A 20,183-nucleotide genomic window follows, 5' to 3' on the forward strand; every position below is an offset into this window, starting at 1 on the left:
CCTTGTGGATTGGTTTGTGCATGGTTATCGGCCTGTTTCACAACGTGCCGTCAGTTGGCGGATCGGGTTGCTTGCAGAGGGAGCGGCAATGCCGCTCAGGTTGAAACTGGCACGGCACTGCTGATGGTCAGCGTGCCCCCATTTCGCCGTCAGTGTGCCCTGTTCCGGTAGCCCGCTCAGATACACTTGGCCCGAATCTCCAACGATACCGGTATTGTTTTTTCCTGCCGGAGTATCCGCCACCGTAATCACCGTGCCGAATGGCAGGCTGGTATTCCCCCGTAGCAGCGTCACCAGCGCCTGGTAACCCACTCGGGTGTCAAATCTCGCCATGACGACGGCCCCTCTGGTTGGGGAGACGTTAAGGCTTGATTGCGCCATATCCACATCCTCCGGCAGGGTAGTGGGGTTCAGACTGATGCTGTTGTTCTGGTAGTTCGCCAGATACGGCACCAGCGCGTAACCGCGGCTGTCGGTGCGAATGTTGCCGTTGAGCACCTCAACGCCGCCAGCGCCTGGCGCGCTGACCACCGCCACCGAATTGCCGAGCATGGACCCTAGCGTCACGCCTTCCGGGTGCAGCAGCAGGCTGCCGTTGCCGCTGAGGTTGAGTGAGCGGAACTGGTTGCTGTAGCTGTAGCCCAGATTGGCCTGGCCTTTACTCCCCCGATAGCCCATATTCAAGTTGCTGTTATCACTACCATTATCGTTCGACCAGCCCTGCATCAGGTTGTAGGAGAGGCGATCGTCCATGGCGTTGCCACTGATGCCCGCCTGTTGTTGTATCTGGCCTTGATTGTTATGGGTTACCTGGTAGCTGGCATAGCTTTGGCTATTGGCAGCCGCACTGCCAAACAGGCGGAAGGGGACCTGCACCGACATCGATAGCTGGCGGTTCTCTGGCCAGCTGCCGTCGCCCTTGATGCGGTCAATCCCATAGGCAACGCCGTAGCTGACACCACGATAACTGCCGTTGTAACCAACGGAAACGGTGTTGTTCACTCGGCTGTTCCCCCAGTAATCGTTGCGTGAGGCCGATAGGTACAGGGCCCCCCAAGAATCCAACTGCTGGCTGATACGCAGTTGGAAATTGGAGCGTTGGCGTGTCAACGCCCAGGGCACCTGCCCTGCGTTGAGCTCAAAGCCCAGGTTGTTAAAGTCGGCGAAGGTGTAATAGTTGCGAGTGGAGTAGCGGTAGGCCGCGAGATCTACCGAGGTCCCGGTGCTGAGCAGGCTTTTGGCATAACGCAACCGATATGAAGCCCCTTGGTGGCGTTGGTTTTGCCCTGCTAACCGGGCATCCGAGGTGGTGACGTCTGCCGAGATGGCGCCGAAGTCACCCAACGACAGGCCAGAGCCTGCCACCAGGGAGTGATAATCGGTGGCAACCAGCGCACCTCCGTACAGAGTGACGTTATAGGGTAGGCCATACATTAAGGTGCCCAACCCGAAAGTCGCTTCTCGGGAGGCTTGGGTGATCCCTCCGTTATAGCGCCCGCTGGTGAGTTCATACTTCAGTGCGCCAGGGCGTTGCATCACCGGTAATGACGAGAAGGCCAGGGTTTGGCTGCGTACTGAACCGTCTGCCTCGGTGATGGTGACCGTCAGATCGCCACCTTGGCTGCTCTGGTACAGATCGTTGATACGAAACGGGCCAGGAGCGACATAAGTTTGATAGACAATGTTGCCGTTCTGGCTCACCGTTACCCGTGCGTTGCTTTGGGCAATGCCGGTGATCACCGGAGCAAAGCCGCGCAGGCTATTGGGCAGCATATCTTCGCTGGAATTCAGTTTGACGCCCCGGAAGGGAATGCTGTCGAACACGTCATTTCCGCTGCTGCTTTCACCCGCCAGGATCTCGGAGCGCCATGCACGGATATCGTGTTGTAAATAGGTATCGGAGAATTGGCTGCGCTGATAACGGCTTGAAGAACCTCCCACACGGCTTTCATTTTGGGTATAGGTCATGGTGCTGCGCAGGCGCCACCCTTGGTAGTTGATCCCGCCAAGCAGGTTGGCGAACAGATTGCTCTGCTCGCTTTTGCCCATGCCGGACTGTGCGCGTTGCCAGTTGCGGCTCCCGTTCAGGCTATAATTCAACAACAATGCGGGGACACCCTCGTCCCATTGTTCAGGGTCGACGTAGTCCCGGGCATGTTGCTGCATGGCGACCTGCGGAATACTGATGTCCAGACGCAATTGGGCCAAATCGAAGCGTAGCTGCGATTCAGGAATGAGCTTTCCCAGGCTGGCGATGGGAGTCTCAGGCGGCAAGCCGCTAAAGCTGGGAAGTGCCTGAGTATTGACGCCAAGCTGGTGGAGGAATGCCGGAGTCAGCTGCGGTAGCACCTGGCCCTGGGCATCTTTTTTGAATATCAGACTGTATTGCCCTTGTTCCGACTGATTCATCCACAGCGTCACCAGATAGCGCCCTTCAGGGGTCTGGCCGGAGGATTCAAACACGGTCAGATCGGATGTAGCCAACTGGTTGCCACCTAGCGCCAACAGGCCGGGATCGAAATAGTCTCGGCCCCAGGCAGGTACGGCACCGGCCAGCAGCAGGGCTCCGGCCAAAGAAGGTGAAAGACCTCGAGTGCCGGGCCTGTTTTTTATTGATGTTCTATCCATGATTTTAGCGCGTCCTTAAACATCCAATGGGGGCAAGTCCTGCTGACAAACGGGAGTATTCCAACCATCCTCATCAATAAGTTGCCACTCGACATGGCCGCTGGTCCCGGTAGGGGCGGGATAGCGTTGTTGTCCTTTCGGCGGCACCATCAAACGTAACGCGGGTTTATCCAGCGAGACGCGGTCCGATTTCAGCCGCGAAAAGGTGAGCCAATAGGGAGTGGGGTTATCGGCAATCAACTCTTTTCCCGCGCGGTGAAAACGCAGTTGGCAGGCCACGTCGGCCACGGCGCGTTTAGCCAATCCCTTAGGGCGGTAGAACAATTTCATATTGCTGACTACCGTCACCGCCATCTGGCCTACCGGCTGTGGTTGAACGTTTTGCACCTGCGCGGGGATCGCTTTCATGGAGATAAAAAATACCGACTCGCGATCTGTCGGCAAGGGTTCTCCATTGCGCCGGATACGCAGTGTCAGTTCACTCTTGGCCTCTAAGCGCGCCAGCGGTGGCGTGACAATAAACGGCATTTTCGCTTGCTCGCCCTCGCTCAAATCGACATCGCCGGTCTGGCTATCGACCGGGCGCACCCGGGACTGCATCAAATAGGCGGCTGCGCTTTTGTTGTCTACCGCCAAACTGACGCCTTGCTTGGCGCTTTCGGGATAAATCACCCGCAGAACATAAAATGAGATCCCCGTGGAGTCGGGCTCTGCCGCCTGGGGAGCGGTCAAAAACGGCAGGCTGCACAGCAGCAATATCGCTTGGCCAAGGTGTTTCATGCGGGTGGGTCCTTTGGTGATGGCAGGGCCTGCAGGCATGGTGCAGATAAGCCGCCGAAGTCGGTAATGGTTTGCCAAACGGCTTGCCTGGCCGACGGGTTGCCGGGGTACACCTGTGCGCTCATCGGGGCAATCATCGCTGGCTGGGTGTCCAGATCGATAAGCTGACCATCGAACTTCAGTGAAGCAAACGTGAGAAAATAGGGGGTCGGGTTGTCAATGCGCACCCCTGCTGCCGTAGGCGTCAATCGCAGTTGGCAACTGGCGTCCCTCGGGGCGATGTTGAGGCCCTCAGGGCGGTAAAACAGTTTGATGGCAAAGCGAAACCCCATCGATAAGTGCGCCTCTGCTAGTGCCGACTGTTTCTGTGCGGGGATCGCCAATACCGAAAGGTAAAACAGCGACTCCCGATCCGTGGGCAATGCCTGATCCTGTTTGAGGATGCGCAGTAATTGTTTGCGCTCAGGGCCGAGCTGCAACAGCGGCGGCGTGACAATAAATGGCGTTGGAGCCTGGTCGTCGAGTGCGCGTTGGATACGGCTTTGGATCAGAAATTTTTGTGTGCCGCTATTATTCACCGTGACGGTTTGTGCCCTGTCCGCTGCGGAAAACACCACCCGGGTCTGATTTAAGCTGATACCGCCGTCGGCTATTGCCATCGGTCCGGTAAAGAGCAACAGCAACAGTGCGATAGATGAATAGCAGGCAGATGACATGGCAACCTCAGCGGTAGGCGAATGTAAAGGTGATACGGGCGATAACCTTCCCCGGTTTCACCGTCGCGCAGCCGGTACTACCACCGCAGCTGATACCAGCAAAAAAGGGGAGGTCTTTACCGACCGGTATCTGCCCCATGGCCGCCAAGGGGAAAGTATCGGTAGGTTTGACCTCGGTACTGTTGTAATTGGGCATGTTGGCACTTTGTACCAACATCACCCCGCTCCCACCGGCACTGGAGTCGCTGCTGCGAAACAGCCATTTGCCATCTTGGGTCACGCCCTCACCGCTGACCGTAATCATCGGCTGTAGGCCAGCAGTGGCGACACCGTCACAGTTGCCAGCCTTGAGGGTAAACGGCTGTGAGTTGATCAGGGCACCGCTACGCAAGCGCGCCTGCGACATCTCATCCAGCGGCAGTACGCTTTTATCCAGGCTTAGGGAACAGGTGCCTGGCATGATCGTTGCGGAAAAGTTCAGCGTCACGGCGGGGGCCGTGCTGCTGGTTAATCCGGTAACCATAGCGAGTGAGATGAGGGATACCTTCTTAAGGCAGAGCCTGTTTAAACGCATCAACGCCTCCCTGATCGTTAATGGTCTGCCAGTCAATGGCCCCACTTTTCGCCGTGGTGGGATAGATATGGGAACCGAATGGCGCAATCATCAGCGCGTCCGGCGTATCCAACTTGAGCCGTTGCCCGGCAAAGGTCAGGCTGGCCAGGCTGACAAAATAGGGGGAGGGGTTACTGACCCGCAGCCCGCTATTGACGCGGGTGAAGCGCAGGTTTTTCTGTGCTGAACCCGAATCTGCTGGTAGCTCTGTAGGGCGATAAAACAGCTTGATGATGTTGCCGACGCCAAATTGGGCGGTGGCACTCACGTTGGCGCTCTGTTGGCTGGCGGTCGGCTCGGTTGCGGCTGGGATCGCCATGGCCTGGAAATAGAATACCGACTCGCGATCTTTGGGCAAGGATGCGTCATTACCGGTAATGCGGACCTGACTCTCGCTCTTGGCTTCCAGCCGAAAAACCGGTGGTGTGACCGTAAATGGAGCGGCGTCACGACTATCTGGGGTCAGGCTTACCGCAGCCTGTACCAGATAAGGCAAGGCGGGCTGAGTGTTGCGCAGCGTAACGGCAATGCTGCCTGCTCCCTGCGGGTAGATAAGCCGGGTGGCATTAATACCAAATCCCTCCGCCACTACGGCGGACGAACTGCACAGCAGCGCCATCAGGACGGGAAAAAATAGCGTTATGCGCGTCATTTATTGCCCCTTGGTAGGAAAAAAAAGCAGGCAGCCGAAGCCGCCTGCCTAGAGGTAAATCAGTTATAGGAGAAAGCAAACAGGATCGGTGCCTTGACGGAGCCAATGTTGGTTTTGTCCGCGCTGGTGGAGGCCAGGCCCACCTGCAGGCTCAGCGTTTTGGCATTAAAATCGCCAGCGGCTGGCGTTGCGCCTGCGGTTGCGATCAGGAGTTTGTCACCTGCCTTGATATAGACGTTTGGCTTGCTAACTTCGCTCAGCATGATACCGGTGTTGGTGCCGGTGGAGTTGAAGACGTTTGAGTTGGCAGCCAGCGTTTGGCCGCTGACGACCAGGTTAGCGGTATCAGCAGCGGCAACAGGGGCCTCACAGTTGTTCAGACCCACGGTGAACTGTTTCTGGCTGGACGCGATCGGGGTCAGAACGCCGGTAAATTGCTTGGGTGAAAAGTTACCCAGATCCAGGCTGTTGGTAGACAGTGAAACGTCACAGGTGGCAGCAACCACGTTGGCCGTTACGGTTAATTGGGCGTTAGTTGCCGCTTGAGCGTTGCCCGCTACGGCCAGTAAAACCAATGCAGCCGGAGCCAGAGTGAAAATTGATTTACGCATGAGTGCTATTCCTTTAGATTGAGATGGCTTATTAAAAACGAGTTGATGCTTGCTAGACTTACAGTTATCTCTGCTCAGAAATAACTGGATGTCTATCTGTTAACGGGTTTTTTATTCATTTACTACGCTAGGTAGGCGATATTTACTTCCGAAGGGGGCTCCCTCTGTATTTCGCTTTTAATAATTTCAAAATACGTCATGGTTGTCAAAATGTAAGGGTGGTGCATGGTTTAAATTTAATGCATTGATTTATAAGGTTTATTATTTAATTTATGGATTTTTTATGTGAAAATATTAGTTTTTAATTTTGTTACTTTAGGTTTTCATAGGTTTTTATTCTTATATTAATATTTACTTGGTTTTTATGTCTTTTTTTTGGGTGTTTTTTATGGAGTAGGTGAGGGAAAGGCATTTGTAGGCTATAGATAATAAAAAATTATGGAAATTATCTAAATTAAGTGGGTGCAGACCAATTTAATTATGTTGCGGATTGATAGTCTAAAAATAATTATGTCGCTATTACGTTCATAGAATAAAAAAAGTGGTTTTGCGTTCACCTAGGGGGGGGCAACTCTCGGCGATCCTAAGTCTGGATGAGCAGCTCGAGACTCTTGCGGAATCAGATCAAAGACAGGCCTACCAGATGAGAGGAGTCACGCAGTTCCATCCACCGGTACAACTCCTGGTTAGTCTTGACGCACAGTTTGCGCATGGCATTGCGCTTATGGCCATTGACAGTCTTGTCCTTGATGCCCTGCGGTGCCACGCCCGCTCATTCCTATGGCCAGATACTTCAGCACTTCAGTTCCTTGAGCGTCAGTAATGAGGAACATCCGCTTTTCCCTACCGTGGAGCGCTCTACTTCCTGCAGGAATAAGGCTTTGTCGAGTAGGGCTTCAATTGCCTAAAAATCAAAGCGTAAAAATACGCATTGATTGGGTTAGACATTCTGATTGAAAATTAATTTGCTGGGTTGTATTGAATGTCATGCTTTATTGTATTGCCGTTCATAACGGATTTAAATGGGAGTTTTCTCTTTGTTTTTTCTTTTTGTCTTATAATTGGTTGCATGCTTGAATAAATTCATCCATAAGCGATTATAAAATATGGGGAATATTTCTCATGATATCTAATGGTTATTGTAAGCAATAAAATCGATTGACGATAATAATTTTATAAGAATATACTGATAAGGCTGGGTGTAAAGGAATGTCATAACTTTATCCAGGTGGTGAGAGAGTTGTTTACATAAATCAAAGAGCCAAAAATTAATTTTGGTTTGCTCTGCCTATGGTATTAGAACCTGGATATACATTAAAGACGATATTGGGTTGCCAGTCATTGGTGCACCTGAATGCTGCGCGTTCCAATATGGATGGATTATTTTTACCAGGAGGTAAGTATTCCAATGATTCTAATAGACTCGGATTATTCCTGTTCGCTAAGTAAAATAACCTTTAAATCGATCATCGATTCCTTAAGGTGTGATCTAACCCCTGCCTTGCGTTATGGCGAGGGTTCAATCGCTTTTGTTGATGGGGATTCGGCTAATATCTACAGCGTCGTCAAGTCGGTTTACGAGTTACGCAAGAACAGCGAAGTTGTTTATATGGTCACATTGCTGTCAAAAGATAAAGATTGCTCCTCAGTGATCAGGCATTTATCTGATTATGTAGTGGATAAAAAAATCACCTATGACGATCTGCAACGGCTGATCAGAACCATGGTTACGGCAAAACCCAAGGCGTTAGCAGATAATGTTTTTGGCGATATCTGGGGGGATATCTTGAAGTCTTCTCATAAGGAGTATCTGGTGTTGAAGCTGTTGCTGGATGGCCACAGCCAATACAAAATAGCCAAAATGTTAAACTTATCGATAAAAACCATCAGCAGTTATAAGGTTAAGGCGATAAAAAGACATGGGGCAAGAAACTTCAACGAGCTCTACATGTTAAAGCTAAGCAATCATGATTGATATCATCCAATAGACAGCATCCTTGGCGGTGAGGTTAAGCAACAGGGTGAGTTGTTGCTGAATACCACCGCTGCCTCTATAGTGTTAAATCCCTTTTTATTGTTAAAAAAACTTAAAAGCAAGAATTTAAACCTATAAATAGTGTGTTTTTAGTTATAAATAACTCCGTGGTAACTTTTCATGTAAATTAAGGCTCAGATTGATGCAAGGCGCAGTTTGCCGGGTTTAGGCCTGGCAGGCCGCAATGTCAATCCTGAGTAGTCACGATAAGTTAGGTACCAGGTAGAGATCAGAAAAACCCTTAAGGGGTTAGGCCTCTGACGTCGATTCACAATGAACAAGGTTATCTTGGATAGCCTTAGACCTGGTACTTCACCAAATCTACATATTATTTTGCAGGAAGTTACCCATGTTTATATTTGACACGAATTACCCTTGCCATTTTAATAAGATTGCCTTCGATTCAATAGTCGAGTCCTTAAGTACTGAGCAAAACTCAAACTTACGTCATAATGAAAGTTACGTCGCTTTTATTGACGGGGACTCAAACGATATATACAACACCATAAAACAGATTTATGGTCTGAAAAAGGAAGGCAAAACAATTTATGTGATCACGCTGCTTTCCAAAGGTAAAGAGTGTTCTGCGATGGTTAAGCATTTATCCGACTTTGTGGTCGATAAAAAAATTGCCTATGCCGATCTGAAAAATCTGGTCAAAACTATGGATTCAACGCAACCCAGGACAGTAGCGGATAATCTCTTTGGTGATATTTGGGGGGAGGTACTGAAGTCGTCGCAGAAAGAGAACCGAGTATTAAAGCTTTTAGTGGAGGGTTACTCGCAATCACAAATAGCCAATATGCTGCACCTTTCGATAAAAACGGTCAGTGGCTATAAGGTCAAGGCGGTAAAACGGCATGGAGCAAGAAACTTCAATGAACTTTATATGCTTAAGTTCGGTAATACTCATGTGCAATAAACCACGACATACTCGTGCGATGGCGTTGGATGTTATCCTTCAGCCACCGCATTCACCGAATGGCTAGAGAGAGCGCTTTATAGCTTAGCTATAAATTGGCCTGTTATGGATTGTGTATGCACATCATGACTGGCGAAAAGTCATTCCACAACAAATAGCCATCACCGACTTCGGTGATCCTCAATTGTCTGGCTTTCACCGAAAAATCAAAAATGGACTGGTTAAACAGCTCATTCGGCATAGTATCGCTGGCATTTTTATTGACATCCACCAGCTGCAAGGCGAGGTGGCCATTACCTTCATAGCGATAGTCAAAATTGACGTTACGCAGAAGATTATACTTTACTGCGCCAGCGCTATCCCTGACCGTTGCGGAAATATGCATCCTCCCATGGCTTACACCATCAATATGCAAACTCATGACGCCCCGAGTTTGTAAGTCGCTTTGTACCAGGAAAAAGGCGGCACAGCTCACTTTGGGGCCTTTCTCAGTAATGAAAAATTTGTGCATCAGGAGGTTGAAGAGCAAAGCTACGGCGACCAAGGCGAGAGCAACCACCCCGATGAACTTGCCTGAGTGATTATTTAGCGAAAGCATAGACGCCCTTACAGTCAGAGAAATGAGACAGGGTATGATCACTATTGGTACAACGGATTATGAAGGCTCTGCCGGATTGTTGGTAGGCATAGTGTTCACCAGAGTGAAAAATAAACACCTCATTGTTGGCGCACGGAACATGCGCAGCAGCCAGCTCTGCGGCGAGTTTTTCCTTGCGTGCAGCAATGTCAGGCGAGCTAGCGCTAAGCGTATAGAGAGGACAGGTTGCTATATTGCCAATTTTATACAAAGTAGATTTTGGGAAACGGTAATCCAGATGATCAGTAGCGAAACGGAAAGGTTGTAGGACCAATAAGGTTGAGATGATCAAGCTGATCGCGAGCAACGCGGGTTTATAACCTCTGAGTAGCCTTGATTGCTTTATTGCAGGTTGAGCTTTGGTGCTCGTGGTTTCAACGCTCGGCGGTGTTTCCTGATTGTAAGATACCAATTTCCCGGAGATATAAAACCCGACGCGAGGAATAGTTTTAATGATCTCTTCCTCACAACCTAACTCACTCAATGACTTACGGATCAGCGAAATATACTGATTGACCGAGTTACTCGACGGTTCCAGACCATATTTATTCCAGATATTATTGAGTAATTCTTCACGGCTTACCATTTTATCGGCGTTTTCCAACAGGTAGGTAAAGAGCCGGGCAGGAATGGTAGTGAAGGAGACCCGTCTATCGGGCTGCGCAATGTTCCACATCGCCCCGTCTGAGCTTCTGAACGCAATCATGTTAAAAATCGTAAAAACCATGTCTCCCCCTGCAGGTTAAGATCTGACTCCACCTGATTAAACCAGCCTACTCTGCTGTTAGGCTACAGTACAGTGTCGCAGTCTCACAATTTTAAATTATAGCTGACACGGTCTCCTGCTTGTGGCATCACGGTATGCATAAGAGGGGAAAACGCTTAGCTCGCGACGAGTGGTTGCGCGAATGTTAAAAAACGTTTATCTAATGTATTTCGTGCAGAAAGTGTTGATAACAATACCCTGCATAGGCTTTTTTTGCCTATTTTTTAGCAAAAAAAAGATTAATTAAAATACTGTTTTTTTATTTTTATTAGTATATTCATGTGCTTAATGGATTCGTTATTAAGGCGTTTTTTTTTATAAGACAGTAAGAGAAAACAAAGAGGAATGTCCTATATAAGTATTTTTCTCTGGCGTTATTATAGCGCCAATCCTAAGCAACGGCATTATTGTTGGGTAGTGATAAAAGGCGTAAAAGTGTATTTCACAATTCGCCTAATATTTTAGTTAATATATAAATCATAGGAACGGATTTCATGAAAGTTAAAGCAATTGCAATGATCATTGGCGCTTCCCTGGTGGCTAGCACGGCTTACGCAGCTAACCAAGGCGAAGGCAAGATCACCTTTACCGGCTCTATTACTGATGCACCTTGCTCTATCGCTGCAGGTTCACTGGATCAAGTTATCCCATTGGGTGCCGTGTCTAACGTTGTTCTGGCAGCTAACAATAATACCGGTGTTTCTACGCCACAAGCTTTCAGCATTGAGCTGAAAGATTGCGTCATTGCTACTGCAGGCACCAAAGATAAAGTCTCTGTGACCTTCACCGGCACGGCTTCTTCATATGATGCTACCAGTCTGGGTCTGATCGGTACTGCTGAAGGTGCTTATATTCTGATGTCTCAGGCTGACGGTGCCAAAGTGGCTCTGAACACCCCTACCGCAGCTCGAACTTTGGTTAATGGTACCAACAACTCCCTGACCTTCACTGCTGCTTTGAAAGGTGGCGGCGAAGATGCCGTGATCAAACCAGGTAGCTTCCAGGTTCCAACCAACTTCGTACTGTCTTATCAGTAAGTCTGTTGCGTAGTGTTGAACAACCTGCGGCGGCTCTGCCGCAGGTTTTTTTGCGCCCCATAGAGCTGTTAATGAAATGGACTTATGACGCTTCACCTTGTGTGGTGCCTTCCCTGCTGATGTGTTGTGCCCTGGCGTTTTCCGGGTGTGCATTTTCCGCTGATGTGCTGGGGCAGGGGCGCGTCAGCATGGAAGGCGCCATTGTAGAGACGCCTTGTGCGATTGAAGTCGGGGACCATGACCAGAGTCTGGTAATGGACACCCTCCCGGTCAGCCAACTGATCCGGGAGGGGCACGGGCCAGAAAAAGAGTTCTCCATACGCCTGGTGAATTGCGTTCTGGTCCGTATTGACGCGACAGTTCCCTATTGGCAGCGCTTTCAGGTGACCTTTGATGGCGACGACGAACACGGTCATTTCGACATGAGCGGAGAGGCACGCGGCGTGGTGTTGATGATACGTGATGCCAAAGGCGAGGTAGCAGCACCGGGTGATGCTTTGAGGCCAGCTCCATGTTGCCAGGAGAGAGGCAACCGCATTACACCTGATAATCAACAGACGTTGCGGGCAGGGGATTACCGTACGGCAATACGGTTCAGAATGGATTATTACTGAAGGGACTTTCTTCATGGCGCGTTATTTTTCCCGCTCCCTGCTTGCCATCTTGTATCAGGCCAGCTTGGGCAGCAGCGTATTGCTCGGCGCAGTGAGCGTGGCCCAGGCAAAAGATATCCAGTTCAACACGGATGTCCTGGATCTCAAGGATCGTGACAACATTGATTTAGGCCAGTTTTCGCACCAGGGCTTTATCCTGCCGGGTACTTATGATCTTGCTTTGAGCTTGAATAACCAGGTGCAACCGGCACGCCCGGTAACCTTCTTGGCGCCGGACGACGATCCGAAAGGCAGCCAGGTCTGTCTGAGCAAAGAGATGGTGCACCAGTTGGGTCTGACCAAGGCCGCATTGGCTGGTTTGACCTGGTGGCATCAAGGCGAGTGTCTGGATCTGGCTAGCCTGGATGGGCTTCAGGCCCGTCCCGATCTCGGTACCAACACGCTGTACCTCAGCATCCCGCAGGTTTATCTGGAATATAGCGGTGCGAACTGGGATCCGCCTTCGCGCTGGGAAGAGGGGATCCCTGGCATTTTGCTGGATTACAACCTGAATACTCAAGTTCAGCGGCAGAACCAGAACGACACCCAGAATTACAACCTCAGCGGCAACGGAGTGGCAGGGGCGAACCTGGGAGCTTGGCGGCTACGGGCTAGCTGGCAGACCAGGATCGACCATCAGAGCGATTCGGCAAAAGAGAATACCCGCAGTTTTGACTGGACACAGTATACCGCCTACCGGGCGATTGTACCGTGGCGCGCCAAGCTGACGTTGGGGGAGGATTTCCTCAATTCCGACATCTTTGACAGCTTCCGTTTCACCGGGGGCAGCCTGGTCTCGGATGACAACATGTTACCGCCGAATTTGCGTGGCTATGCACCAGAAGTGACCGGTGTGGCACGCGGCAACGCCAAGGTCGTGATCAGCCAGCAGGGGAGGGTGATCAAGGAAGTCCTGGTCGCCTCTGGACCATTCCGTATTCAGGATCTGGATAGCGCGGTCTCTGGTTCATTGAATGTGCGGGTTGAAGAGGCTGACGGCAGCGTACAGAACTTCAAGGTTGATACCGCCACCATTCCGTATCTGACCCGGCCAGGACAGGTGCGCTTCAAGCTGGCGATGGGCCGTCCATCTGATTGGCAACATAAGGTCAATGGGCCGATGTTTGCCACGGGGGAGTTCTCCTGGGGCGTGAGTAACGGTTGGTCGCTGTACGGCGGCGGGCTGGGAGGGGATGGATATTCGGCCCTGTCACTGGGGATGGGGCGTGATTTGATGGCCTTTGGAGCCTTGTCTGCGGACGTGACTCAGTCCCGGGCTCGGTTACCGGATCAAGGTACTCAACAGGGGGGGTCTTACCGCCTGAGCTACTCGAAGCGCTTTGATGATACCGGCAGCCAGGTCACCTTTGCCGGCTACCGCTTCTCCGACAGCGGTTTTATGTCGATGGCGGACTACTTGAGTGCCAAGGATAACGCCAATGGGATAAGCCTAGGGCGTAGCAAGGAGATGTACACCCTGTCCTTCAGCCAGCAGTTCGAGTCGCTGGCGATGAGTGGGTACCTTAACTACAACCACCAGACCTATTGGAACCAGGCTACCAGTGACCGCTATGACATGACGCTGGCGCGCTATTTTGATATTGGCCGCTTTCGTAACATCAACCTGTCGCTGACGGCTTATCGCAACAATTTCAGCAACACCAAGGATGACGGCATGTATCTGTCGCTGTCCATGCCGTGGGGAAGCAGCGGCATGCTGGGTTATAACGGGTCTTATGCTGCGGGAGACAATACCAACTCGGTCAACTATTCCGATCGGGTTGGTGATACCGACAACTATACGGTCCGGGCTGGGATGGCAAATAGCGATGCTGATTTCAGCGGCTATTACTCACACCGTGGCACCCTGGCACAGGTGAATGGCATGGCCAGTTACCGCTCCGGGCAGTATAGCTCGGCAGGGGTGTCGATGTCGGGCGGAGCTACCCTGACGGGTGAAGGCGGCGCTTTACATCGTACATCGATCATGGGCGGGACGCGGATGCTGGTTGATACCGATGGTGTAGCAGGAGTGCCGGTGGGCGGTTATGGCAACACGGTTAACTCCAATATCTTCGGTAAAGCGGTAGTGGCAGATGTGAACAGTTATTACCGCAGCAGCGTACGTATCGACGTAGACAAACTGGCGGATAACGCCCAGGCCACCGGCTCGGTGCTGCAAGGCACGCTGACCGAAGGGGCCATTGGCTATCGTCACTTTGAAGTCGTAGCGGGCGAGAAGGCGATGGCGGTAATACGCCTGGCCGATGGTTCGGTGCCGCCTTTCGGAGCCACGGTACTGAACGCCAAGCAACAGGAAACCGGCATGGTGAACGATGCAGGCAACGTCTATCTCAGCGGTATCAAGCCGGGTGAGACCATGACGGTGCACTGGAACAGTGCCGAACAGTGCCGCATTACGCTGCCGAAGGAAATACCGGTGGGGATGACCGCCAACCTGCTGCTGCCTTGTGTAAACGGATAACGGCAGCGAATTAAACCCGATGAACAGTAAAGGGCGTCATTGTCCGCAGGCTTTTGCGCCTGCCGAGATGTCGTCCGATAGGAAGAGTATAGGAATGATGATGAAAAGATATTTTGTGATGAGCCTGTTGGCAGGCGTCGCGATAGTCACATTGGCTCCGTCTGCACAGGCGGCCATTTCGCTGGATCGGACCCGCGTGGTATTCCCAGGGAATGAAAAGTCGGTGAGTCTGACCGTGCGTAACCAGAACCCGGAACTGCCCTATCTGGCTCAGGGCTGGCTGGAAGACGCTCACGGCGCCAAGCTGGAAGGAAACAGTGCGTTTACTGTGCTGCCACCGGTACAGCGTGTTGAACCCAAGGGGCAGACCCAGGTAAAAATCCAGGCAACGCCGGGAGCCAACATGTTGCCACAGGATCGCGAATCGCTGTTCTTCTTCAACCTGCGGGAAATCCCGCCGAAAAGCGACAAATCGAACGTATTGCAGATAGCGCTGCAGACGCGCATCAAGATGTTCTATCGCCCGGCAGCACTGGCCGAAGCGGCGGCCAAGCAACAGGCGACGCCGTATCAGGAGCAACTGACGCTGAGCAAAAAGGGTGACCAATACACCGTCAACAACCCAACGCCGTATTTTGTGACGTTGATTGGTGCCAGCGTCAAGAAAGAAGGCGATGTGGTGAAAGGTTTTGAACCGGTAATGGTACCGCCAAAGGGTAGCATCAAGCTGGGCGGCAGTGCGGCGGCGTTAGGGGCGAGCCCGGTGCTGGTGTATGTCAATGACTACGGCGGTCAACCGACGCTGACTTTCAAATGCAGTGGCAGCAACTGCCAGGTGGATGAAAGCAAGCGCGATAAATAATCACCCGGCATCAGTGGTGGTGATGGGCGGTGCCTGGCGGGTATGAACCGTGAAGGAAGAACAAGGAAAACAATCATGGAAAAGAGAAGACTGCCCGGCAAGACGGCAAAGTGCTCCGTCCTGAGCGGACTGGCACTGGCTGCCTTGCTTTCTCCCGTGGCGCAGGCTGCTATGGGGTTGCGTCTGACGGATGACTCCCGCCGCGACGTCGTGCCGGGGGTTGGCCGGACAGCCGCAGTTGCTGACACCTGGCAACAACGTACTGACCTACTATATCGCGCCGGAGCGTACCGGGGCGCCGCTACAAGCTGGCGCATATCTGGCCCATATCAACTTCAGGCTGAGCTATGAATAGGCTGGTTTATCGGCTTAAGGGCCGTTCTGCTCTCAGTAGCCTTTGGCGTACGGCTCTCGGTATGGTGGGGAGCCTGGTGTTGTGTCTGTCTGTGGCACAGGCCAGCAACCAGCTTGCGCTCACCATCAAGGGGATCGTGATGGCGGGACCTGCTTGCATAGTGAATGGTAACACCGCGATTGACGTGAACTTTGGCAGTGCCTTGCAGACCACCAGCATTGATGGCAACAACTATGCCACGCCGGTGCCGTTTTCCCTTAGCTGTACCGGCAGCGCTTCCAGCTTGCGTCTGCGGTTCCAGGGATCGGTCAGCGGCTTTGATCCTGGCGTGTTGGCAACCAACTTTACGGATCTGGGGATCAAGCTGTTGAAACCGGACAGCAGTGCGTTAGCGCTGGGTGAATGGTTTACCTTCGGCTATTCGGCCACGCCGCCTGCCATCAGTGCCGTGCCGGTGAAACGGCCGGGGGCCATTCTGCCGGGTGGAGTATTCAACAGCACGGCAACGCTGCTGGTGGAGGTGTTATGAAACAGCTAACAGCGGTATGGCCTGTTCTGGCCCTGACGATCGTTCTGAGTAGCGCTTTATCGGCGCAGGCCGTGGACGTCAAGTTCACCGGCACCCTGGTGGTACCACCGCCTTGCGTGATTAACAGCAACAGCGATATTTCGGTGGTGTTTGGCAACGATATGCTGGCCGGGCGGATAAATGGGGTGAATTACGAACAGCCCATCACTTATACGCTGGACTGCACTGGCGCGACCTCCGCAACGCTGAAACTGCAATTTCAGGGCGGAGGGGCAGGTTTTGATGCCAGCGTGCTAGGTACCAGCAAAACCAATCTGGGCCTCGAGTTGCGCAGTGACGGCGTCAAATTGCCGATGAACACCTGGCTGAATTTTACCAATCCGGCTCGTCCTGCACTGACGGCAGTTCCGGTTAAGGCCACGGGCAGCACTTTGAGTGGAGGGGCCTTTACCGCGGTTACCACGCTGTTGGTGGACTATCAGTGAGAGATGAATAATGACGGCTAAAACAGTTTTCTTGGCAATGTTGCTGGGCATGATGGCTGCACTGGTGCAGCCAACGCAAGCGGTGCAGGTGAACTTTCAGGGCGGCCTGGTGGAAGCGCTGCCCTGTACTATCAATAACGGTGACCCGATCGAAGTGGATTTTGGCGACAACCTGGTGATCCGTAATCTCGACGGGGTACGTTACCGCAAGCCGGTACCTTACCAGATTGATTGCAGCGCCGCAGGGTCAGTTCGGATGAGCATTCAGGGCACGGCAACCCGTTTTGATGATGCAGCCATTCAGAGCAGCATCGCGGGATTGGGCATTCATATGTCGCTGGGAAATGACAATCCGTTTTATCTGAACTCGTTTGCCAGCCAAGTTACAACGCAATCCCCCCCGCCAATGATGGCGGTACCAGTGGCCGATCCAGCGCAGCCACCGAGCCCGGGAGCATTTACCGCACGCGCCACGCTGCTGGCCGAATACCAATAGGAGCCGTTTGATGAAGCAATGGCAAGCGTTACCACGGATCGGTCTGGCACTACTGTCAACCTGCCCGCTTTTATTCTGCACCTCGGTTCAGGCAGTTGAGAACATGGAATTCAGAGGCGCGCTGGTGAATGCGCCCTGTACCCTGCGCCCGGGTGACGAGGCCATAGAGCTGAATTTTGGCACGCTGGTTAACAAGTTCCTGTACACCAATACGCGCACCCCCAGCCAGACGTTCTCGCTGCATCTGGATGACTGTGATATGGCGGTGGCAACGGGAGTGAAGCTGACGTTTATGGGCACCGAGAGCACGGCATTGCCAGGGTTGTTGGCGCTGGATGCTGCCAGCGTGGCCCGTGGAGTGGCAGTGGGGATGGAAACGGGGGCTGGCCAGGCGTTACCACTCAATGTCCAAAGCTCCACCACGCCACTGACGCAGGGCAACATGACGATTGCTTTGCAGGCCTATGTGCAAGCAGAACCTGCGGCCAAGGCCAACCAAGGGATAGTCGAGGGGGCATTTACGGCCACGGCGACCTTCGCGCTGGAGTACCAGTAGCAAGTCGTGCCGCCACATAACGGCCCTTTCCTGAAATCGAGATCTGATAAATATGTACAACATCATGAAACGAATACAATCGCTAATTGCTTTACTCTGCCTGATGGCCAGTCCGTCCAGCTTTGCTGCGTTCATCATCACCAGTGCCCAATTCGACCAGGCAACACAAGAGCTGTTCTTCACCTATACCGACGGTGTCGAACAATATGATACAACAAACATCCGCCCGGGCACGACCTCGTTCTTTAACGTGTGTGTGACCAAGAATAATGTTGGATGGAATGCCTATGCCACTGATACCTACTGCGCCTTTAGTTATTATACTTCCACCTATGCAAAGAATTACTATTATTGGTCGGATTTCCAAACGGAACTAATGAAGAGAACCGGGCTCGGAACAGGTGGGAGCTGGAAGGGCAAAGCTAGCAGGGTTAATGCGAACACAGGAAATACTCGCACCTGTGTTGTCTATGAAGGTCCTAACAGCACTAATGCGAGGCTGACAACGTCGTGCGTAAACACTGTTCTCAAACCCTTCACCACCGGGTGCGATATAACCGGGCCAACAGTGCTCGACCATGGCCTGGTGGACAGCACTGCCTTTGTTGGGAATACCGCCAGCCTTACGGCGAAGATAACCTGCCCGACTCCCGCTAAGGTTGTGATAACTGTCCCCGCTCTATCGGATAACACTGTCAATTTCTACAATGGAATACAATCGACTATTACCATCAACGGCTCAAAATTCCCGCCGCCAATCACCATTAATGGTTCGGCAGATGTGCAGATTGCATCGACTCTCGCCCCCACAGGGGGTACCGTCAAGGCTGGCGCGTTCAGCGGGTCTGCGGTTGTTGTGGTAGATGTGCTGTAGATAAGCCGTACCAAACCACGGCGATATTATCACCGTAGGAAAGAGATACTTTCCTACGGTTTTCTGTTTTAGCCATTCGATCTCAGCGTTAACGAGTATCCTCCACAAAGTGAAACTCGTTAACGTCAAAATTTCACTTACGTGCACAGTAAAATGACGGTACCTGCCCGGTAGAAAAAACGTACCCTTCTTTGGTAGCAGGGTAAGCGGTGAAGTCGAACTTCAGCCCCGCTTCCAGGTAAAAAAGAGGGAGGTAACGGGCGAGATCTTTGCTGTCACTGTTGTCGGCCGGTGTGGTCACCGCTGAAATTGACTTAAGATGATAAACTTGTTTCATCTGATTGAAATCAAAATAGCTTTTTCTGCTGACGCTGGTGGTCTTATCGCCCTGCTTAAGGGTGCCCTTCAGGCTGACGATGCCATTATCACCCTGGAAGATAAAGTTAACCATGAGGGCCAGTTCCGCATCATCTTTGTGAACCAGCAACATGGCTTCGCAGTTAAAATGTGTTTGCTGATAGTGGCTATAGAGGCGGTATGCTCCCAGCGCGAGCAACAGGAACAACAAAGAGAGTAGTGTAAATACACCGAAAAGTTGGGGCTTATTCATTATGCTGCCACTCCAGATAATATTCAGAAATACAGAGATTCTTGGTCCCTGAAGCAAATGGCCATTCGCAGCGAATGACTGAGGCTCGTGGAACCAATGGGTTGGCAGTAAAGTAGACAACCTCCTGTTTTTTGCAGGTGAAGTTGTTCTGCGCAATAAATTGCCTGTAGGACTGCAACGATGTCTGGCCGCTGTGGAGGTAGACCGAACACTGCTCTATATTCCCTACGAAGTTAAAATGAGAGAAGAAATTCTTGTTCTCTGTGCTATTCCATGCAGCTAACAGCGCAATACCGACACCAAAAGAGAGACTAAGCAATATTGCCCACAGATGGCGAGGCCGAGAGGATGCTTTTTTATCCACTTTGCTGGGTGTTGGCAGTGGGTTTTCCTCTACACTAAATATTTCTTCGGCAGAGGTTGTACTCGTGTCCGGTATTATTTTTGCTACCGGAACCATTGAGGGAACGGTAAGGCCCTGGCGGGGCACTGTTTTTATCACTGCTTGCTCATAGCCGGCAAGCTTTAATCCTTTACGTAACATAAGGATGTTTTGGTAAAAGGTATTGTTAGACACCTCTAAACCATTTTTTTGCCATCCGGCTTCAAACAGATCCCGCTGTGGAACCAGTTCACCTTGTTGGCTTAATAAGAGCTGAAGGCAGCGTGAGGCTGCGATAAATAGCGTGATTTTCTCACCGTTGACACGAGAGTAAAGCAGGTTTTCCTCAGGCCAGAACTCAACGCTGTCACCGATGAGATAATAATAACCGCTACAGTTACTAGTCATTCCTTTCACTTCCTTGTCCAAAATCACGAGCGTTATTAAAACAAAAAACAACGGATAGTATACGATTTTATTAAATGAGATTTTTCTTGCT

At 51.6% G+C, this 20,183-nt stretch carries 23 protein-coding genes; 12 read left to right on the top strand and 11 right to left on the bottom strand.

What is annotated here, in order from left to right:
* Positions 1-24: 24 nt before the first annotated feature.
* From KGP26_RS04885 to KGP26_RS04915, 7 genes are all read right to left on the bottom strand, one after another.
* Entirely contained in the window at positions 25-2,628 is a 2,604-nt protein-coding gene (locus tag KGP26_RS04885) for a fimbria/pilus outer membrane usher protein (RefSeq protein WP_223665096.1), read from the bottom strand.
* Between the two features lie 15 nt (positions 2,629-2,643).
* A complete protein-coding gene (locus KGP26_RS04890) occupies positions 2,644-3,408 on the bottom strand; it encodes a molecular chaperone (RefSeq protein WP_094982102.1) in 765 nt (254 codons plus the stop codon).
* Positions 3,405-4,124 carry a molecular chaperone gene (locus tag KGP26_RS04895; protein ID WP_094982101.1) on the bottom strand — a complete coding sequence of 240 codons (720 nt, stop codon included), beginning with the start codon at positions 4,122-4,124 and terminating at the stop codon, positions 3,405-3,407. Before KGP26_RS04895 ends, KGP26_RS04890 begins: the two co-directional genes overlap by 4 nt.
* A 7-nt stretch (positions 4,125-4,131) precedes the next feature.
* On the bottom strand, positions 4,132-4,698 hold the full coding sequence (locus tag KGP26_RS04900) for a fimbrial protein (RefSeq protein WP_094982100.1): 567 nt from the start codon (positions 4,696-4,698) through the stop codon (positions 4,132-4,134).
* Positions 4,673-5,389, bottom strand: a complete 717-nt coding sequence (locus KGP26_RS04905; RefSeq protein ID WP_094982099.1) for a molecular chaperone — start codon at positions 5,387-5,389, stop codon at positions 4,673-4,675. The genes KGP26_RS04900 and KGP26_RS04905 overlap by 26 nt, the downstream gene beginning before the upstream one ends.
* Positions 5,390-5,448: 59 nt before the next feature.
* Positions 5,449-6,000 carry a fimbrial protein gene (locus tag KGP26_RS04910; RefSeq protein WP_094982098.1) on the bottom strand — a complete coding sequence of 184 codons (552 nt, stop codon included), beginning with the start codon at positions 5,998-6,000 and terminating at the stop codon, positions 5,449-5,451.
* A gap of 619 nt (positions 6,001-6,619) precedes the next feature.
* Positions 6,620-6,766, bottom strand: coding sequence for a LuxR C-terminal-related transcriptional regulator (locus KGP26_RS04915; protein WP_223500879.1), 147 nt, complete (start codon positions 6,764-6,766; stop codon positions 6,620-6,622).
* Between the two features lie 588 nt (positions 6,767-7,354).
* Here KGP26_RS04915 and KGP26_RS04920 point away from each other — a divergent pair.
* Complete coding sequence (locus KGP26_RS04920; RefSeq protein ID WP_094982096.1) at positions 7,355-7,975, top strand: LuxR C-terminal-related transcriptional regulator; 621 nt, start codon at positions 7,355-7,357, stop codon at positions 7,973-7,975.
* A 409-nt stretch (positions 7,976-8,384) separates the two neighbouring features.
* Complete coding sequence (locus KGP26_RS04925) at positions 8,385-8,957, top strand: helix-turn-helix transcriptional regulator (RefSeq protein ID WP_223665097.1); 573 nt, start codon at positions 8,385-8,387, stop codon at positions 8,955-8,957.
* Between the two features lie 103 nt (positions 8,958-9,060).
* Here the strand turns inward: KGP26_RS04925 and KGP26_RS04930 are convergent, their stop codons facing one another.
* Both KGP26_RS04930 and KGP26_RS04935 read right to left on the bottom strand, forming a co-directional pair.
* Positions 9,061-9,555: a hypothetical protein gene (locus tag KGP26_RS04930; protein ID WP_094982094.1), complete on the bottom strand. Its 495-nt coding sequence runs from the start codon at positions 9,553-9,555 to the stop codon at positions 9,061-9,063.
* Positions 9,539-10,321: a winged helix-turn-helix domain-containing protein gene (locus tag KGP26_RS04935; protein WP_094982093.1), complete on the bottom strand. Its 783-nt coding sequence runs from the start codon at positions 10,319-10,321 to the stop codon at positions 9,539-9,541. Before KGP26_RS04935 ends, KGP26_RS04930 begins: the two co-directional genes overlap by 17 nt.
* 533 nt (positions 10,322-10,854) lie before the next feature.
* On the opposite strand from KGP26_RS04935, the gene KGP26_RS04940 reads away from it, so the two are divergent.
* The 10 genes from KGP26_RS04940 (at position 10,855) to KGP26_RS04985 (ending at position 18,692) form a co-directional block, all read left to right on the top strand.
* The gene (locus tag KGP26_RS04940) at positions 10,855-11,397 is read left to right on the top strand and encodes a fimbrial protein (RefSeq protein ID WP_094982092.1); all 543 of its coding nucleotides are present in this window, start codon (positions 10,855-10,857) and stop codon (positions 11,395-11,397) included.
* Between the two features lie 71 nt (positions 11,398-11,468).
* A complete protein-coding gene (locus KGP26_RS04945) occupies positions 11,469-12,011 on the top strand; it encodes a fimbrial protein (protein ID WP_223665098.1) in 543 nt (180 codons plus the stop codon).
* Positions 12,012-12,024: 13 nt separating this feature from the next.
* On the top strand, positions 12,025-14,535 hold the full coding sequence (locus KGP26_RS04950; protein WP_223665099.1) for an outer membrane usher protein: 2,511 nt from the start codon (positions 12,025-12,027) through the stop codon (positions 14,533-14,535).
* Positions 14,536-14,635: 100 nt separating this feature from the next.
* A complete protein-coding gene (locus KGP26_RS04955) occupies positions 14,636-15,397 on the top strand; it encodes a fimbria/pilus periplasmic chaperone (RefSeq protein WP_115160378.1) in 762 nt (253 codons plus the stop codon).
* A gap of 190 nt (positions 15,398-15,587) precedes the next feature.
* The gene (locus tag KGP26_RS04960; RefSeq protein ID WP_181817579.1) at positions 15,588-15,752 is read left to right on the top strand and encodes a hypothetical protein; all 165 of its coding nucleotides are present in this window, start codon (positions 15,588-15,590) and stop codon (positions 15,750-15,752) included.
* On the top strand, positions 15,745-16,281 hold the full coding sequence (locus KGP26_RS04965) for a fimbrial protein (RefSeq protein ID WP_218519852.1): 537 nt from the start codon (positions 15,745-15,747) through the stop codon (positions 16,279-16,281). The genes KGP26_RS04960 and KGP26_RS04965 overlap by 8 nt, the downstream gene beginning before the upstream one ends.
* Positions 16,278-16,766 carry a fimbrial protein gene (locus tag KGP26_RS04970; protein WP_218519851.1) on the top strand — a complete coding sequence of 163 codons (489 nt, stop codon included), beginning with the start codon at positions 16,278-16,280 and terminating at the stop codon, positions 16,764-16,766. Before KGP26_RS04965 ends, KGP26_RS04970 begins: the two co-directional genes overlap by 4 nt.
* A gap of 10 nt (positions 16,767-16,776) precedes the next feature.
* Complete coding sequence (locus tag KGP26_RS04975; protein ID WP_218519850.1) at positions 16,777-17,262, top strand: fimbrial protein; 486 nt, start codon at positions 16,777-16,779, stop codon at positions 17,260-17,262.
* Between the two features lie 10 nt (positions 17,263-17,272).
* Positions 17,273-17,818: a fimbrial protein gene (locus KGP26_RS04980; protein ID WP_223665100.1), complete on the top strand. Its 546-nt coding sequence runs from the start codon at positions 17,273-17,275 to the stop codon at positions 17,816-17,818.
* A 52-nt stretch (positions 17,819-17,870) separates the two neighbouring features.
* Complete coding sequence (locus KGP26_RS04985) at positions 17,871-18,692, top strand: hypothetical protein (protein WP_223665101.1); 822 nt, start codon at positions 17,871-17,873, stop codon at positions 18,690-18,692.
* Between the two features lie 133 nt (positions 18,693-18,825).
* Here the strand turns inward: KGP26_RS04985 and KGP26_RS04990 are convergent, their stop codons facing one another.
* Both KGP26_RS04990 and KGP26_RS04995 read right to left on the bottom strand, forming a co-directional pair.
* On the bottom strand, positions 18,826-19,302 hold the full coding sequence (locus KGP26_RS04990; protein WP_223665102.1) for a hypothetical protein: 477 nt from the start codon (positions 19,300-19,302) through the stop codon (positions 18,826-18,828).
* Entirely contained in the window at positions 19,295-20,092 is a 798-nt protein-coding gene (locus tag KGP26_RS04995) for a winged helix-turn-helix domain-containing protein (protein ID WP_209555211.1), read from the bottom strand. Before KGP26_RS04995 ends, KGP26_RS04990 begins: the two co-directional genes overlap by 8 nt.
* Positions 20,093-20,183: the final 91 nt, after the last annotated feature.

Origin of the sequence: Serratia sp. JSRIV002, assembly GCF_019968725.1 — a bacterium.
Taxonomy (GTDB): domain Bacteria; phylum Pseudomonadota; class Gammaproteobacteria; order Enterobacterales; family Enterobacteriaceae; genus Chania; species Chania fonticola_B.